Origin of the sequence: Kitasatospora sp. NPDC004615, from assembly GCF_042873545.1 — a bacterium.
Lineage (GTDB): Bacteria > Actinomycetota > Actinomycetes > Streptomycetales > Streptomycetaceae > Kitasatospora.
On the sequence record NZ_JBIALQ010000003.1, the window covers coordinates 52,902 to 69,616 of the forward strand.

The 16,715-nt window shown below is 74.0% G+C and carries 12 protein-coding genes and 1 pseudogene; 1 reads left to right on the plus strand and 12 read right to left on the minus strand.

Annotated elements, in window-relative coordinates; genetic code table 11:
* Nucleotides 1-97 precede the first annotated feature (97 nt).
* The 7 genes from tmk to bldG all read right to left on the minus strand — a co-directional run bounded on the left by tmk (nt 98) and on the right by bldG (nt 10,908).
* Nucleotides 98-3,235 carry a dTMP kinase gene (gene tmk, locus ACFYS8_RS11285; RefSeq protein ID WP_387639036.1) on the minus strand — a complete coding sequence of 1,046 codons (3,138 nt, stop codon included), beginning with the start codon at nt 3,233-3,235 and terminating at the stop codon, nt 98-100.
* 78 nt (nt 3,236-3,313) lie between these two features.
* Complete coding sequence (topA, locus tag ACFYS8_RS11290) at nt 3,314-6,181, minus strand: type I DNA topoisomerase (RefSeq protein ID WP_387639038.1); 2,868 nt, start codon at nt 6,179-6,181, stop codon at nt 3,314-3,316.
* A gap of 418 nt (nt 6,182-6,599) precedes the next feature.
* On the minus strand, nt 6,600-7,088 hold the full coding sequence (locus tag ACFYS8_RS11295) for a DUF3592 domain-containing protein (RefSeq protein ID WP_387639041.1): 489 nt from the start codon (nt 7,086-7,088) through the stop codon (nt 6,600-6,602).
* Between the two features lie 367 nt (nt 7,089-7,455).
* Nucleotides 7,456-8,982 (minus strand): methyltransferase, encoded by a 1,527-nt coding sequence (locus ACFYS8_RS11300; protein ID WP_387639044.1) that lies wholly within the window; start codon nt 8,980-8,982, stop codon nt 7,456-7,458.
* A 66-nt stretch (nt 8,983-9,048) separates the two neighbouring features.
* Nucleotides 9,049-9,756, minus strand: coding sequence for a small secreted protein (locus ACFYS8_RS11305; RefSeq protein WP_387639046.1), 708 nt, complete (start codon nt 9,754-9,756; stop codon nt 9,049-9,051).
* A gap of 241 nt (nt 9,757-9,997) precedes the next feature.
* Nucleotides 9,998-10,411, minus strand: coding sequence for an ATP-binding protein (locus tag ACFYS8_RS11310; protein ID WP_387639049.1), 414 nt, complete (start codon nt 10,409-10,411; stop codon nt 9,998-10,000).
* Between the two features lie 155 nt (nt 10,412-10,566).
* Nucleotides 10,567-10,908 (minus strand): anti-sigma factor antagonist BldG, encoded by a 342-nt coding sequence (bldG, locus tag ACFYS8_RS11315; RefSeq protein WP_073807489.1) that lies wholly within the window; start codon nt 10,906-10,908, stop codon nt 10,567-10,569.
* A gap of 223 nt (nt 10,909-11,131) precedes the next feature.
* Here bldG and ACFYS8_RS11320 point away from each other — a divergent pair, with 223 nt between their 5' ends.
* Nucleotides 11,132-13,528, plus strand: coding sequence for a DEAD/DEAH box helicase (locus tag ACFYS8_RS11320; RefSeq protein WP_387639051.1), 2,397 nt, complete (start codon nt 11,132-11,134; stop codon nt 13,526-13,528).
* A gap of 102 nt (nt 13,529-13,630) precedes the next feature.
* Here ACFYS8_RS11320 and ACFYS8_RS11325 read toward each other — a convergent pair.
* The 5 genes and pseudogenes from ACFYS8_RS11325 to ACFYS8_RS11345 all read right to left on the minus strand — a co-directional run.
* Nucleotides 13,631-13,948 (minus strand): annotated as a pseudogene (locus ACFYS8_RS11325) (Rv3654c family TadE-like protein); the annotation flags it as partial.
* 21 nt (nt 13,949-13,969) lie between these two features.
* A complete protein-coding gene (locus tag ACFYS8_RS11330) occupies nt 13,970-14,308 on the minus strand; it encodes a TadE family type IV pilus minor pilin (protein WP_387639054.1) in 339 nt (112 codons plus the stop codon).
* A gap of 37 nt (nt 14,309-14,345) precedes the next feature.
* Entirely contained in the window at nt 14,346-14,597 is a 252-nt protein-coding gene (locus tag ACFYS8_RS11335; protein WP_387639057.1) for a DUF4244 domain-containing protein, read from the minus strand.
* A 43-nt stretch (nt 14,598-14,640) separates the two neighbouring features.
* Entirely contained in the window at nt 14,641-15,429 is a 789-nt protein-coding gene (locus tag ACFYS8_RS11340; protein WP_387639060.1) for a type II secretion system F family protein, read from the minus strand.
* Between the two features lie 150 nt (nt 15,430-15,579).
* Nucleotides 15,580-16,698, minus strand: a complete 1,119-nt coding sequence (locus ACFYS8_RS11345; protein ID WP_387639063.1) for a type II secretion system F family protein — start codon at nt 16,696-16,698, stop codon at nt 15,580-15,582.
* Between the last annotated feature and the right edge of the window lie 17 nt (nt 16,699-16,715).

Below are 16,715 nucleotides of genomic sequence, written 5' to 3' on the forward strand. Positions count from 1 at the left end.
GACCCCGACGGCGCCCCCGGACGCGGCGCGGGGAGCTGCGCGGCCGGTCCTGCGCCGCGCGGCTCCCCGCGTCCCTACCGAATCCTGCCGCCGGTGGTCAGTCCTTACGGCGGCGCCAGCCCCGCTTCGGCTGCTCGTCCTGCGCCGTCCCGGGGGCCTCGGCCTCCCAGCGGGCCCACTCCTCGCGGGAGCCGAGCAGGCTGTCGGTCAGGCTGGGCAGGTCGTCGAGCGGGGTCTCCTCCGCCCAGTCCGGCCGGGGCCGCAGCTCGCGGGTGCGGGAGGAGTCGTCCTCGTCGCGGAACAGCCCGGGCGGCACCTGCTTGGCCTCGGGCTTGGACCCCGGGTCCGACTTGGGCTTGGGCGCCGGCTCGGCCTTGGGCAGCACCGCGGTCTCGGCGTCCTCGACCTTCGGCAGCACCGCGGTCTCGTCGACCTTCGGCAGCACCGCGGTCTCGTCGATCACCGGCTTCGGCAGCTCCCGGGTGGTCTCGCTGTCGGACTCGGCGGCCGGCTCCTCGACCTTGGGGAGCACAGCGGTCCGGTCCGCCTCGGCCTCGGCTGCCTTCCGGGCCTCCTCGGTCCGGTCCGCCTCGGCCTCGGCTGCCTTCCGGGCCTCCTCGGTCCGGTCCGCCTCGGCCTCGGCTGCCTTCCGGGCCTCCTCCGCACGCTGCAGCGCCTCTTCGGCGCGCCGCCGCTGCTCCTCTCGCTGCAGGTCGCGCTGGCGCTGGAGTTCGGCGCGGGCGGCCTCCTCGGCGGCGGCCCGGCGGGCGGCGGCGGCCTCGGCGGCGAGGCGGGCCTGTTCGGCGGCCTGCCGTTCGGCCTCCTCCTCGGCCTTGCGTGCGGCTTCCTTCTCGGCGGCGAGGCGGGCTTCCTCGGCGGCCTTGCGCGCGGCCTCGGCCTCGGCGCGGGCGGCTTCCTCGGCGGCCAGGCGGTCCTTCTCGGCCTGCTCGGCGCGCAGTTCCTCGAGCAGCGCGAGGCGCTTGCGCTCGGCCTCCTCGGCGGCCTTGCGGGCTGCTTCGGCCTCGGCGGCCTTGCGGGCGGCCTCCTCGCGGGCCTTGCGCTCCTGCTCGGCCTTGGCGGCCTTCTCCTGGTCGGAGAGCGGCAGCTCGCGGTCGAGCCGGTGCCGGATGGCGGTGGTGACGGTGGCGGGCGTCTGGCTGCCGTCGACGACCAGGTAGCGGGCGGGGTCGGCGGCGGCCAGCGCCAGGAACCCGGAGCGGACCCGCTGGTGGAACTCGGTGGGCTCGGACTCCAGCCGGTCGAGCGCCTCGGTGAAACGATCCCGCGCGGCGGTGGGGTCGACGTCGAGGACGACGGTCAGGTCGGGCACCAGCCCGCCGGTGGCCCAGCGGGAGATCCGGGCGACCTCGGTGGCCGCCAGGTCGCGGCCGGCGCCCTGGTAGGCGATGGAGGAGTCCATGTAGCGGTCGGTGATGACGACGGCGCCGCGCTCCAGGGCCGGCCGGATCACGTTCTCGACGTGCTCGGCCCGGTCGGCGGCGTAGATCAGCGCCTCGGCGCGGTGCGACAGGCCGGTGTTGCCGACGTCCAGGACGAGGGCGCGCAGCCGCTGCCCGATCGGGGAGCCGCCGGGCTCGCGGGTGACGACGACCTCGTGGCCCTTGGCGCGGATCCATTCGGCGAGCGCCTGCGACTGGGTGGACTTGCCGGCGCCGTCGCCGCCCTCCAGGGCGATGAAGTAGCCCTTGCCGGCCACCCGGTGCGGTGCGGCCCCGGCGCCGCCGCGGACGGCCTGGACGAGTTCGCGGCCGAACGGGACCACGCCGCGCTGGTCGTCGGTCTTCAGCAGGACGACGGCGGCGAGCACCAGGGTGAGCAGTCCGGCGGTGGAGACGGCGAGCGCGGCGCCGCCGTGGATGAAGGTGAAGCTGCCGGTGCCGACGTGGCCGAGCGAGACCTCGCCGTAGGCGGCGGCCAGCAGCGGCATGCCGATCAGGGCGACGGCGACGACCACCCGCAGCACGGCGTACAGGTGCTCGGTGACCTTGCCGAGGCGGATCTCCTCGATCTCCTGGGCGAGCAGCCCGCGTCCGGTGGCGATGACCACGCCGGCGGCGAGGCCGGCCAGCACGGTGAACAGCAGCACCAGGACGAAGTCGAGGACCAGCCCGGCGAGGATCAGCGCCACACCGGCGGTGACCAGGCCGAGGGCGAGCAGCCGACGGCGGGACAGGCCCGGCAGGGTGGCGCGGCTGAGCCGGATGCCGACGGCGGGCGCGCCGGCGGCGGCGAGCACCACCAGGCCGTAGCCGATCGGGCCGGCCAGGTGCTCGGTGGCGGTGAGCAGTCCGAGCGCGGCGACGCCGGCCATCGAGGCGTAGGCGGCGGCGATCGAGAAGGTGAAGTACGGGGCGGAGCCGGTACGGCCCTTCTTCAGGGACGGGCCGGGCGTGGCATCGGTGGGCGCGCGCAGGCCCTGCAACGGGGAGCGCGGCGCGGTGTTGGCGCCGGCGGGCAGCTCCTGGAAGTACAGCAGCCCGGCGTTGACGGCGAACAGCACGGCGGCGCCGAGCGCGGCGACGGTGAGCTGGTGGCCGCGCAGCCAGTGCAGGCCGACCGCGGCGAGCACGTTGTTCAGCAGCGTGAAGCCGATCAGGCCGGTGGCGGCCAGCGGCAGGGCGGCCCAGCCGGTGCGCAGGTCGAGGGTGCGGACGGCGTCCAGCGAGGCGGCGGCGGGCGGGCCCGCCTGTTCGGGGACGGCCAGCAGCGCGGGGACGGCGGATTCCTTGCCGATGGTCCAGACCCGTTCGGCGGCGCCGGCCACGAACACCGAGCCGAGCAGCGCCCACGTGGCGGAGCTGGGCGACCAGACCACCCACCAGGGGGCGAGGCCGATCAGCAGGGCGCGGACCAGGTCCGCGCCGAGCAGGCTCCAGCGCCGGTCGATCCGACCGCCGACCAGGGCGTGCACCGGGCCGAGCAGGGCCGCCCCGAACAGGCCGGAGGCGAGCAGCCGGGCCGCGAACAGGGCGGCGACGGCCAGCGCGAGCGAGCGGTAGCCGTGCCCGAACTGCCCGCCGAGCACGGCGGCGACCACGGTGAGCGGAACGAGCACCAGAACGGACAGCCGGTCGGCGGCACCGCCGAGCAGCTGGGTGGTCCACAGCTTCCGGTAGGGCCGCAGCCGGAGCAGCGCGCGGGCCCGTTCACCGGGTGTCCCCGCGGGGGCGACCTGGGCGGCGCGTGCGGTGGGGGGCAGCTCCTCGCTCGTCATACCGTCAGCGTAGCGAGTGCGCGGCCCCGACCTTAACGGGCCCGCCCGGATTCGAACAGGCCCGTTACGCAGCGTCCGTCAGCTCTCCTCGGATGTGTTCTCCGCGGTGGCGGACTCCTTCGCCGCCGTCTTCTTCGCCGTGGTGGTCTTCTTCGCGGCCGCGGTCTTCTTCACCGCGGTGGTCTTCTTCGCCGCAGTCTTCTTGGCCGCCGTGGTCTTCTTCGCGGCCGTGGCGGTCTTCTTCGCCGGGGCCTTCTTGGCGGCCTTCTTCACCGGTCCGCGGGCGCGCTTCTCGGCGAGCAGCTCGAACGCCCGCTCCGGGGTGATGGTCTCGACCTCGTCGTCCTTGCGGAGCGTCGCGTTGGTCTCCCCGTCGGTGACGTACGGGCCGAACCGGCCGTCCTTGACCACCACCGGCTTCTCGCTGACCGGGTCGTTGCCGAGCTCCTTCAGCGGGGCGGCCGCGGCGGCCCGGCCGCGCTGCTTGGGCTGGGCATAGATGGCCAGCGCCTCGTCCAGGGTGATGCTGAGCAGCTGGTCCTCGCTGGTCAGCGACCGCGAGTCGGTGCCGCGCTTGAGATACGGGCCGTAGCGGCCGTTCTGCGCGGTGATCTCGTTGCCCTCGGGGTCGGTGCCGACCACCCGGGGCAGCGAGAGCAGGCGCAGCGCGTCCTCGAGCGTGACGGTGTCCAGGTCCATGGTCTTGAACAGCGACGCGGTGCGCGGCTTGACGGCGTTCTTGCCGGTCTTCGGGGTGCCCTCGGGGAGCACCTCGGTGACGTACGGGCCGTAGCGGCCGGCCTTGGCGACCAGCGGGTTGCCGCTGATCGGGTCGGTGCCGAGCTCGCGCTCGCCGCTGGGCTTGGCGAACAGCTCCTCGGCGAGCTCGACGGTCAGCTCGTCCGGCGGCAGCTCGTCGGGGACGTCGGCGCGCTGCTCGGGCTCGCCCTCGACGGCGGCCGGGCGGGTCACGTACGGGCCGAACCGGCCGACCCGGAGCACGATGCCGTCGCCGATCGGGAAGGAGCTGATCTCCCGGGCGTCGATCGCGCCGAGGTCGGTGACCAGTTCCTTCAGGCCGCCGAGGTGGTCGCCGTCGCCGTTGCCCGCGTCGGCGGCGCCGGCTGTGGCGGATCCGTTGGCCTCGCCCTCACCGAAGTAGAAACGCTTGAGCCACGGCACGGACTCGGCCTGGCCGGCCGCGATCCGGTCGAGGTCGTCCTCCATCTTCGCGGTGAAGTCGTAGTCGACCAGCCGGCCGAAGTGCTTCTCCAGCAGGTTGACCACGGCGAAGGAGAGGAAGGAGGGCACCAGGGCGGTGCCCTTCTTGAAGACGTACTTCCGGTTGATGATCGTGTCGATGATCGACGCGTAGGTGGACGGGCGGCCGATCTCGCGGTCTTCCAGCTCCTTGACCAGCGAGGCCTCGGTGTAGCGGGCCGGCGGCTTGGTGGCGTGGCCCTCGGGGGTGAGCCGCTCGGCGGCCAGCGGGTCGCCCTCGGCGACCTGCGGCAGCCGGCGCTCGCGGTCGTCCAGCTCGGCGTTCGGGTCGTCGGCGCCCTCGACGTAGGCCTTCAGGAAGCCGTGGAAGGTGATGATCTTGCCGGAGGCGGAGAACTCGGCGTCCCGGCCGTCGGCGGAACGGCCGCCGACCTTGACGGTGACGGACTGGCCGACCGCGTCCTTCATCTGGGAGGCGACGGTGCGCATCCAGATCAGCTCGTACAGCCGGAAGTCGTCGCCGGACAGCCCGGTCTCGGCGGGTGTGCGGAACCGGTCGCCGGACGGGCGGATCGCCTCGTGCGCCTCCTGCGCGTTCTTCACCTTGGAGGCGTAGGTGCGCGGCGCGGACGGCAGGTAGTCGGCCCCGTACAGCTGGGTGACCTGCGCGCGGGCCGCGACGATCGCGGTCTCCGACAGCGTCGTCGAGTCGGTACGCATATAGGTGATGAAGCCGTTCTCGTACAGCTTCTGCGCGACCTGCATGGTCCGCTTGGCGCCGAAGCCCAGCTTGCGGCTGGCCTCCTGCTGCAGCGTGGTGGTGCGGAACGGCGCGTACGGGGAGCGGCGGTACGGCTTGGACTCGACGCTGCGGACGCTGAACGCGGTCTGCTCCAGGGCGGCGGCCAGCGTGCGGGCCGCCTGCTCGTCCAGGTGCAGGGTGTTCGCGGCGTTCTTCAGTCGGCCGTCGGTGCCGAAGTCGCGGCCGGTGGCGACCCGCTTGCCGTCGACGGAGACCAGCCGGGCGCCGAAGTTCTCGGGGTTGGCGGCGTCGGCGGCGGTGCGGCCGGTGGCGAAGGTGCCAACCAGGTCCCAGTAGGAGGCGGAGGTGAAGGCGATCCGCTCGCGCTCGCGCTCGACCACCAGGCGGGTGGCGACCGACTGGACGCGGCCCGCCGACAGCTTCGGCATGACCTTCTTCCACAGCACCGGGGAGACCTCGTAGCCGTAGAGGCGGTCCAGGATGCGGCGGGTCTCCTGCGCGTCGACCAGGCGCTTGTTCAGGTGGCGCGGGTTGCGCACGGCCTCCTGGATGGCGTCCTTGGTGATCTCGTGGAAGACCATCCGGTGCACCGGCACCTTCGGCTTCAGCACCTCCTGCAGGTGCCAGGCGATCGCCTCGCCCTCGCGGTCCTCATCGGTGGCCAGGAAGAGCTCGTCGGACTCCTTGAGCAGCGACTTCAGCTTGGTGACCTGGGACTTCTTGTCCGGGTTGACCACGTAGATCGGCGCGAAGTCGTGGTCCACGTCGACCCCGAGGCGGCGCACCTCGCCGGTGTACTCGTCCGGAACCTCGGCGGCCGTGCCGGGCAGGTCGCGGATGTGACCGACACTGGCCTCGACGATGTAGCCGGGGCCGAGGTAGCCCTTGATCGTCTTGGCCTTGGCCGGCGACTCGACGATGACGAGTCGCTTGCCGTGCGCGGTCTCGCTGCTCGGGGACACCTTCGCTCTTCTCTCCCGGTCGTAAACCAAAGCTCCTGGGCTGTCGCACCGCGACGGTCCCACCAGCGGAGTGTGACCGTACCCTGGCCACCCTTGTCAAACGGACGGATGCCGCTTTTTCACCGGCAAGGCCGACCGACGCCACTCGAACGGTAACCCGATGGCCGCTCTTCGGGCATGTCTTTCCGGGGCAAACAGGCCTTCCACCGGGCCCGGACCGACGCATCCACGGGCGGTCCGGGCGGGTTTCCGCGCACTCCGGGCACTGCGGAAAGCGGACCGGACGGCGGTGGAGAAAAGAGGAGCGGAACAGTGCGCTCCGTAATCGGGCGGGGCCCTCGCGGCGCAGGGCAGGGTCAGCGCAGGACGAGCGCGAGCAGGGTGGGGTCAGCGCAGGGCGAGCGCGAGCAGGGTGGGGTCAGCGCAGGGCGAGCGCGAGCAGGGACAGGCCACCCGCCAGCGCCGAGGTGCCGAGCAGCGCCCAGAACAGGTCGGCGGGCAGCGAGGGCAGTTCCTGGCGCGCGGCCAGCACCACCCGCTCCGGCCGCCTCGGGTCGTACGCGACCTGAACGGCCGCACCGGCGGCCAGCTGCGGCGGGCGGCGCAGCGGCGTGTGCCCGCGCGGACGGGCCAGCACCAGGTGTCCCAGCGGATCGGGGTGCAGTTCGTGGACGGTGCCGAGCCCGGCCTCGACGAACCCGTCGGCGGTGTCCACGGAGTAGGAGAGCAGCGGGCTGCTGTCCATCGCGTCGGTCCGGTCCCGGTCGGCGACCACCTGGGCGGTGGCGGGCACGCCGTACCGGCGCAGACGGTGGCGAAGGCGCAGTTCCACGGCGCACCACAGCAGCAGCGCGCTCCCGAAGACCACCAGGACCGCCCCGCCCACCAGCGTCGTCGGCGTCTCCACCAGGTCCTCCCCCGCACTGCCCACAGCCTGTGGACAGCACCCTGGCACTTGGTGGACAACCTGCGGCGGACTCCCGGCGTCCGAGGGGCCACACCCGGGGAACGCCCGGGTGAACACGGCCGCCGGCCGGGGCCTTCGGTGTCCAACGCGGCTGGACCGCACAGGTCACCCGAAGCACCGACCACGCGGACGCGTCATGCCGATACTTCAGGTGACCAATGTCACCGCCCGGACAACGACCGGTTCGGGCCCGGCCGGCTCCGCTCAGGGCCGGTTCAGCCTCGGCCGGTTCAGCCTCGGCCGGCTCCGCTCAGGGCCGGTTCAGCCTCGGCCGGCTCCGCTCAGGGCCGGTTCAGCCTCGGCCGGTTCAGCGGACCGGCTCGATGAACCCCTGCTCGGTGAGCAGCCGCAGCGACTCGGGCACCCGGGCCCGCAGCTGCGCCGCGTCCTCGCCGAGCAGCTGGGCGATCGCGTCGACGATCTCCCCGGCGGCCAGCGTGCCGTCGCAGACGCCGACGAAGCCCGCGCCGACGGTGTCCACCTTGGTGGCGCGCCGCATGCCCCGGTTGTGACGGAGCACCACGTGCTCGGGGTCCTCGGAGCCGGGTGCGCCGATCTGCTCCTGCACCACCTCGTCGGCGAGCAGGTAGCGGGCGGCCAGCAGCCCGGCGTCGTCGTGGCCGCGCAGGAAGTCCTGGCGGGCGAACCACTCCTCGATGTGCGGGCCGAGCGGCTGCTCCACCGGGTGCGGCCACTCCTCGATCCGCACCACCGGGTCGGCCGCGCCGGACGCCCGCAGGGTGATCCAGCCGAAGCCGATGCCCTCCACGCCGGCCGCCTCGAAGCTGTCCAGCCACTCCTCGTACCGGGTGCGGTACTCGTCGCCGCGGTGGTCGCCGCCGTCGCGCAGCCACAGTTCGGCGTACTGGGCGACGTCCTGCACCTCGCGCTGCACCACCCAGGCGTCCAAGCCGGTGCCGGCCACCCAGCCGGCCAGCCGGTCGCGCCAGTCCTCGCCCTTGACGTGCTGCCAGTTCGCCAGCAGCTGGCAGTAGCCGCCGGGCTCCAGGTGGTCGGCGGCGCCGCGCACCACACTGCGGCACAGCTCGTCGCCGGCCATCCCGCCGTCCCGGTAGGTGAACCGGCCGGCCGGGGAGATCACGAACGGCGGGTTGGAGACGATCAGGTCGAAGCGCCGCTCGCCGATCGGCTCGTACAGGCTGCCCTCGGCGGTGGTGACGTTGTCGAAGCCGGACAGCGCGGCGGTCAGCCGGGTGAAGTGCAGGGCGCGCGGGTTGAGGTCGGTGGCGGTGACCCGCTGGGCGTGCCGGGCCGCGTGCAGCGCCTGCACACCGGAGCCGGAGCCCAGGTCCAGCACCTCGCGGACCGGGCGGCGCACCGTCAGGTTGGCCAGCGTGGTGGACGCGCCGCCCACCCCGAGCACCAGGTCGCGGCGCTCGACGCCGGCGTCCGTCCGCCCGGAGCCGATGCCGCCCGCGCCGCCGACGGCGCAGCCGAGGTCGGACACCACCCAGGCGTCCGCGCTGGGCAGGCCGGCCACCTCGTCGGCGTACGGCCGCACGTCCACGATGGCGCGCAGCTCGGCGCCGTCGCGCACCAGCCAGCCGTCGGTCAGCAGGCCCTCGACGGGCAGGGCGGCCGCGGCGGCGGCCTCCGGCACCGGCTGTTGCAGCAGGAACAGCCGCACCAGGGTCTCCAGCGGCGAGCCGCCGCGGGTCGCCCGCAGCGCCGGGACGGCCTCGCTGCGGGCCAGCGCCGCGTACGCGGCCGGGCCGAGCAGGTCGAGCAATCCATCGGCGGTGAAGGAGGCCTTCAGCAGCGCCTCCCGCAGTTCCGCCGTCCGGGCGGTATCAAGAACGGGGCTGTTCGTCACCCCGCCATTCTCCCCCGTCCACCGGCGCGGCCCGTCCACCGCACCCGGCGACGGGCCGACCGGGCGTCAGCTCTTGCTCGGCGAAGCCGATCCGGCGCCCTGGTCGGGCGCCCCCGAGGACGGCGCGCCGGATGACGGGGCACCGTTGCCGCCGGGCGACGCGGACCCGGACGGGTTGGCGCCGGACGACGGGTTGGCGCTGCCGGACGGGTCGGCGGCGGGTGCGCCGGCGCCGGCCGCCTTGCAGCCGGGCTGCTTCTTGATCGCGTCGCCGAGGTCGCCGCTCTGCAGGGTGGCGAGCGCGCCGGTGGAGACCTGGGACAGGCGCTGCACCTGGTCGCCGACGCTGCGCAGGCCGTCCGCGAACTTGGCCTGATCGGCGTTGGTCAGCCCGTCCAGCTTCTTCTGCGCGTCCAGGTAGCCCTGGGCGACCTGCTTCAGCTCGTTGACGGCGTCCTGCTGGACCTTCGCCCCGTTGTCGATCTTCGGCACGCCGGCCTTGTCCACCGCGTCCGCCAACTGCTGGTTGGTGGTGGCCAGCGCGGCCAGGTCGGTGGACAGCCGCTTCTGCAGGTCGACGGGGGACTCGCCGTCCTTGACGTTCCCGGTGTCGGCGAGCGCCGCCCGGGACTGCGAGATCGGGTCCCGCGCGGCATCGCAGACGTTCTTCGCCCAGCCGTCGAGCTTTTTCGCCGAATCGTCGGCGGAACAGCCGACGGCGGCGAGCGCGAGCAGCGCGCCGAGCGTGGAGACGGTGACCAGTCGCTTCTTCACCGGGGCCCTTTCGGTCGCTGACACCCGGTCCCGGGCATCGACCAGCGAACCTACACGGCCACCCGCCCCCGGCTGCGCGGAAGGCCGCGGCCAGCGACATCCGGGCAGCTCAGCGGGCCCGGCCCGGCGCAGGGACTCCAGGCGGGAGCGCGCGGACGGGTCGGGGGTGGCGGCGTCGACGGGCTCGGTGGGCTGACTCCAGGCGGGAGCGCGCGGACGGGTCTCAGGCGTCGGGCGGGTCTCAGGCGTCGGCGTCGGGCGGGGCGACCGACCAGCTCATCCGGATCACACCGCCGTCGTCGCCGTTGCCGACCTCGACGTCCTCGACCAGGCCGGTGATGACCGCCAGGCCGAGCGCGTCCTCGTCCTCGGAGCCGCCGCCCGCGGCACCGGCGGCGTGCGCCGGGCCGGCCTCGTCGGCGACCTCGATGAGAAAACGCTTCTCCTGCTCGATCAACGCGACCCGGACCGCCCCGTCGACGCCGTTGCGCTGGTGCAGCGCCACCGCGCGGGAGCAGGCCTCGCCCACCGCGAGCCGCAACTCGTCGAGCACCGACTCGTCCACCCCCGCACGTCTGGCCACCGCGGCGGCCACCAAACGGGCGGTCCGCACGTGCTCGGGCAGTGCGCTGAATCGAAGTTCGACGGTTGCCATGTCTCCCCTCCGGGGTTGCTCCCCACCGCCGGGCACACCGGCCCGCACGGCGGAGGCGGGAACACCGACCGCGCCGGCCGGGCAGGGCTCAGCGCCCGGCCGACCGGCGGCGGTCGATCGAGAAGATTCGGTTGGAACGGCGGACCGACGGAAGGTCAGTCGGTCGCCGCGACGGCGTCGTCCACCGAGTTGTGGATCGGGAACACCTTGGTCAGACCGGTGATCCGGAAGATCTTCAGGATGCGCTCCTGGTTGCACACCAGGCGCAGCGAACCCTCGTGCGCGCGCACCCGCTTCAGGCCACCGACCAGCACACCGAGGCCGGTGGAGTCGAGGAAGTCCACGCCCTCCATGTCCACGACCAAGTGGTAGTTGCCGTCGTTGACGAGCTCGACAAGCTGCTCGCGCAGCTTGGGGGCGGTGTACACATCGATCTCGCCGCCAACCTCGACGACCGTGCGATCGCCGACAGTACGGGTCGACAGGGACAGGTCCACGGAACCTCCAGCACCTTGCCTTGCTACGTCATTGCGATCTTCAGCCCCACGGCTGCGACCACGTGGTCGCAGGCCCAGGGCGCGGCAAACCGGCAGGTCGGAGCCTCGGTTTCTGCGGCCCTCGGCCATGCGGCCGTCACGGGCTTCATTCAACCACTTGCGACCATGGGCGCACGATGGTTAACAGCGATTCTCCGTCACGCCGGTGACACACTGGGTCTTCATGCCGCCCCGTCACCACCAGCCCGAGGCCCTGCTCGCGACGCTTTCCACCGAGCGCGGCAGGTCGGATCGCCTCACCCATACGGAGCAATTGCCCGCACGCGAGGCGCGCTATGCGCCTTGGCCGGAAGGAATCCGTCAGGAGGTGGTCGCGGCCGCCGCCCAGCTCGGCGTGCTGCTGCCCTGGGCGCACCAGGCCGAGGCGATGGACCTGGCCGCGGCCGGGCGGACCACCGTGATCGCGACCGGTACCGCCTCGGGCAAGTCGCTGGGCTATCTGGCCCCCGTGCTGAGCGACCTGCTGACCGGCACCGAGGCCCGCAACGGGCGCGGCGCCACCGCGCTGTACCTCGCCCCCACCAAGGCGCTGGCCGCCGACCAGCGCCGGCGCGCCGCCGAACTCGTCCCCGACCGGGTCCGGGTGGCGCTCTACGACGGCGACACGCCCCCGCAGGAGCGCGAGTGGGTCCGCCAGTACGCGTCGTACGTGCTGACCAACCCCGACATGCTGCACCGCGGCATACTCCCCGCCCACCCACGTTGGTCGTCCTTCCTGAAGGCGCTGAAGTACGTGGTGATCGACGAGTGCCACACCTACCGTGGGGTGTTCGGCTCGCACGTCGCCCAGGTACTGCGCCGGCTGCGGCGGTTGTGCGCCCGCTACGGCGCGTCGCCGACCTTCCTGCTGGCCTCCGCCACCACCGCCGAGCCGGCCGTCACCGCGCAGCGGCTCACCGGCCTGCCCGCGACCGCCGTCACCGAGGACTGCTCGCCACGCGGCCCGATGGTGTTCGCGCTGTGGGAGCCGCCGCTGACCGAGAACGTCGGCGAGCACGGCGCGCCCGTCCGCCGCTCCGCCACCGCCGAGGCCGGCTACCTGCTCACCGACCTGGTCCACGGCGGCACCCGGACGGTGGCCTTCGTCCGCTCCCGCCGGGCCGCCGAACTGGTCGCCCTGCAGGCCCAGGAGCAGCTCGGCCAACCGCTCGCCGCCCGGGTCGCCGCCTACCGCGGCGGCTACCTGGCCGAGGAGCGGCGGGCCCTGGAGCGCGACCTGCACACCGGGCGCCTGCTCGGCCTGGCGTCCACCTCCGCACTGGAACTCGGCGTGGACGTCTCCGGCCTGGACGCCGTCCTGCTGGCCGGCTACCCCGGCACCCGGGCCTCGCTCTGGCAGCAGGCCGGACGCGCCGGACGCGAGGGCCAGGGCGCGCTGGCGGTGCTGATCGCCCGCGACGACCCGCTGGACACCTATCTCGTCCACCACCCCGACGCGCTGTTCGCCACCCCCGTCGAGGCGACCGTCCTCGACCCCGACAACCCGCACGTGCTCGCCCCGCACCTGTGCGCCGCCGCCGCGGAACTCCCGCTCACCGACGCCGACCTGGAACTGTTCGGCCCGTCCAGCGAGCCGCTGCTCCCGATACTGGAGCGACGCGGCCTGCTGCGCCGCCGGAGCGACGGCTCCTGGTACTGGACCCGCCGGGAGCGCGCCGTGGACGGCGTGGACTTGCGCGGCAGCGGCGGCAGCCCCGTGCAGATCGTCGAGGCGGACACCGGACGGCTGCTCGGCACCGTGGACGCGGAGGCCGCGCACACCACCGTGCACACCGGCGCCGTCCACCTGCACCAGGGACGTACCTATCTGGTCCGGGAGTTCGACCTGGAGTCCTCGGTCGCCCTGGTCTCCCCCGCGAATCCGCCGTACACCACCTCCGCTCGGGACGTCACCTCGATCTCGATCCTCTCCACCGACACCACCGAGGAGTGGGGCGAGGCCCGGCTCAGCTTCGGCTCGGTCGAGGTGGTCAACCAGGTCGTCGGCTACCTGCGCAAGCGGATCTCCACCGGCGAGATCCTCGGCGAGAGCAAGCTCGACCTGCCGCCCCGCACCCTGCGCACCCGCGCCGTCTGGTGGTCCGTCACCGAGGACCAACTCCTCGACGCGACCATCCCGTTCGACCAGCTCCCCGGCGCGGCCCATGCCGCCGAACACGCCTCGATCGGCCTCCTTCCACTGTTCGCCACCTGCGACCGCTGGGACATCGGGGGCGTCTCCGTACCGCTGCACCCCGACACCGGCCTTCCCACGGTCTTCGTCTACGACGGCCATTCCGGCGGCGCGGGCTTCGCCGAACGCGGCTTCCGCCGCGCCGTGGAGTGGCTGACCGCTACCCGGGACGCCATCGCCGCCTGCGAGTGCGACCGCGGTTGCCCGTCCTGCGTCCAGTCCCCCAAGTGCGGCAACGGCAACGATCCCCTCGACAAGGCCGCCGCCATCCGCCTGCTCACCACCCTCCTCGCCCACGCTCCCGACCGGCCGGACAGCACCGACACTCTCGGCCCCTCCGACGCCCCCGATGCCTCCGGCGACGGCGCGGCCGGCCCGCTCGACTGACGGCCCGTCCGTTTCAGCGGCGTTGTCGCCCCAGGCCCACAGCGGGCCGGCCCGGGAGCGGGCTCGGGCCGGCCCGAGCGGGACGGGCAGGCCCCGGATCGGGACCTGGACGACCACCTCCACCGCGTCCCGGTCCGGCAGGACGCGGCAGGAGACGAGATCGGCTCGCTCCTGGGCCCGGGTCAGTTCGACTGCCCGGCCACAGCCGCCGTCCGGGTCGAGCAGTAGGCGGTCGGCGGCGGCCAGCGCGGCCAGGTCAGCCGCCGACTCGGCGCGGTGGCGGGCGACCACGACCTGCCCCACCATCAGGCAGGCCGAGAAGACCACCACGCCCAGCAGGCCCAGCGCGACCAGCCACACCGTCGCCGACCCACGGTCGGACGCGGCGGCCTCGGCAGGCAGACGGTGTCGCTCTCGCACGGCAGTTACCTCCTCTCGACTTCAGCTTTCGTCGGTCAGCACGTCCTCGCGGGCGCTCACCGCGGTGGCGGTGAGGCGGACCGACAGGAGGGCGGCGAGGCGGCCTGGGCCCGGGCAGGGGGCCTCGACGGTGACGCGGGCGGTGGTCGCGTCCAGCGCGACGGCAACCTTCGCGCCCTCCGGGGCGGCTGCCGCGGCAACCGCTGCCGCGTCGCCGTCCCCGCGGGCGGCGGCCCGGGCGCCCGCCCGGGCCGCGTCCACACAGCGGATCTGGGCACCGGCGGCAACCACTCCCCAGATCAGCATCGCCGCGAGCAGCACCAGGGCAGGCAGGGCCACCGCTGTCTCGGCGGTGACCATCCCCGAGTCCGGCGCCCTCGTGCGGCCGGCCCGGCGCTCACGCCGCATGCAGGGCGCGATCGAGGATCTCCGACAGCGCGCCGGAGACCGTGCCACTGGTCACCACCTTGTAGAGCACCGCCGCGAAGGCACACGCCGCCACCGTGCCGATCGCGTATTCGGCCGTACTCATCCCGGCGTCCGGCGGCCCCTCCGCCATCGTTCGGTACCGGTGGCGCAGCCAGCCGCCGATTCTGCGGGTGGCGCGCACTGCGAGCGCCGGCCGGACAGGCGGGGAGAGAGTAATCATCGGTGAAATCCCTTCGTTGGAGTGGAAATTCGGCAGGTACGGATCAGAGCCGCTGGGAGAAGGTGCCGGTCAGGCCCATCACCACTGGCACAACGCCGATCAGCACGAACGCGGGCAGGAAGCAGAGCCCGAGCGGTGCGGTCGCCAGGACGCCGGCCCGGCGGACCCTCGCGTGCGCCGCCCGTGCGGCCGCCGCCCGCTGGGACTGTGCGAGGCCGGCGAGCGCGGTGGCCGGTGGTGCGCCGCTGAGGGTGGTGCGGGCCAGGCAGCGGGCGAGCGGGGCCATCGGTGGGCAGTCGGTGGCCAGTTGCTCCCAGCAACGCTCCGGGGAGGCACCGAGGGAGAGCTGGGCCGCGACGCCGGACAGGCGCTCCCGCATCGGGGACGGGACGCTGTCCGCGACCGCGAAGGCCGCTCCGGCCGGGGAACCGCTCGAACCGAGACAAGCCGCCAGCAGGTCGGCGGTCAACGGCAGTTGACGGACCAGCCAGTCATGCTCGGCGGTCCGCCGCCGCTCGCCGGGCGACCGAATCCTGGGCAGCGACCGCCACCCCGCCCAGCCCGCCACCAAACCGACCACCGGGCCCGCCCAGCCGCCGACCAGGACGGCGGCGGACACCCCGAGCAGCACGGCCAACGGCCGGTCGCCCACCACCCAGCGGATCGCCCGTCGTACGGCATCCCCGCCCCGGCCACCCCGCCCATCCCGCGCGGGGACGGCCGCCACTGCCGGGACGCAGCGCCCGACCCTGCGCCGGATCGCCCGCCCTCGCACCACCGCCAGTGCCTCGCCGGCCAGGCCCACGGCGGCCACCGGCACCAGGATCACCATGGCGCCCACCTCACCTCCATCGAAACCTCCACCAGAACCTCCATCGATGCCTCCGTCGACTCGAACTCGGATCATTCGTCGACCAGTTGGCGCGCATACCCACGCCGCCCGGCGGGTCACCCCGGCCCCGGACCGGGCCACCGGACCCGTTCACTCCCACCGGTCCGCCCGGACGGCCGGCTGGTCCCCCGCGAGGGGCGATGCGGCGGCAAGCCACCGGTCCTGCCGGGATCGGGAGATCCCACACCCGGAAGCCACCGCCCGGACCGAGTCGGACCGCGACTCGGACCGAACCTCGGGCTGAACCTCAGGCCGGACCGGACGGGGCCCGGCCGGGGCGTCCTCGGCTGCCCGGACGATCCGGGCGGTCCAGGCGATGCCGGCGGCCTCCAGGACAGCCCCAGCGAGCAGGCTGAGCAGGCCCGCCGGGGTGTGCAGTAGGACCTGCGCCGGTTGGGCGCCGAGCGTGCTGCCCAGCCCCATGCCCACGGCGGGCAGGGCGGCCAGCACGATCACGGTGGTGCGTGGACCTGCGAGTTCGCCCGCGATCTCCTCCGCGAGCGCCCGCTCGGCGCGCAGCGCGTCCGCGACCTGCTCAAGGCCGAACGCCAGCCCCGTACCGCTCTCGGTGCTGACCCGCCAGCAAGCCGCGACGGCCGCCGCGCCCTCCCCGCCGGGCAGTTCGGCCACCTGCCCGAGGGCTGCGGGCAGGTCCGCCCCGTAGCGGCCGGCGGCCAGCCGGGCAGTCGGCTCGGGGCCGAGGCGACCGGCCCAGTCGGGGGCGGCCCTGGAGATCACCGAGTGCATGGCCTGTTCGGGTGTCGCGCCGCTGCGCAGTTCGGCCGCCAGGCCGGCGCACAGGTCGATCACAGCCGCGGCCCGTCGCCGCGCCGCCCGACCCGCGGCGTACCGCGCACGCCATCTGCGGAGCGGAACCACCGCACAGGCCGCCCCGATCAACGGCAGCACCGAGGCGGTGCTCTGCCCGGCTGCCGCTCCAGCGGGGAACAGCAGCAGTTCGGGCACCAGCCAGCGCGGTCGCCGTCGCCGCCATCCCGCCCGAATCCGGGCGAGCCGACCGTCCGGCACCCGATGCCCGTTCAGCATCCGCCGCAGCCGCCCGTCACCACGCTGCCGGTGCCGGGCCGCCGCCAGCCAGACCGCCCCGAGCAACGCCGCGCCGAGCCCGGCGACCGCACCGAGCAAAGCTGCCGCGCCGGCGGCGCCGGCCGACGCCACCGCCGCCAGGGCCCCGAACTCCCCTGCCATCACGACCTCCTGACCTC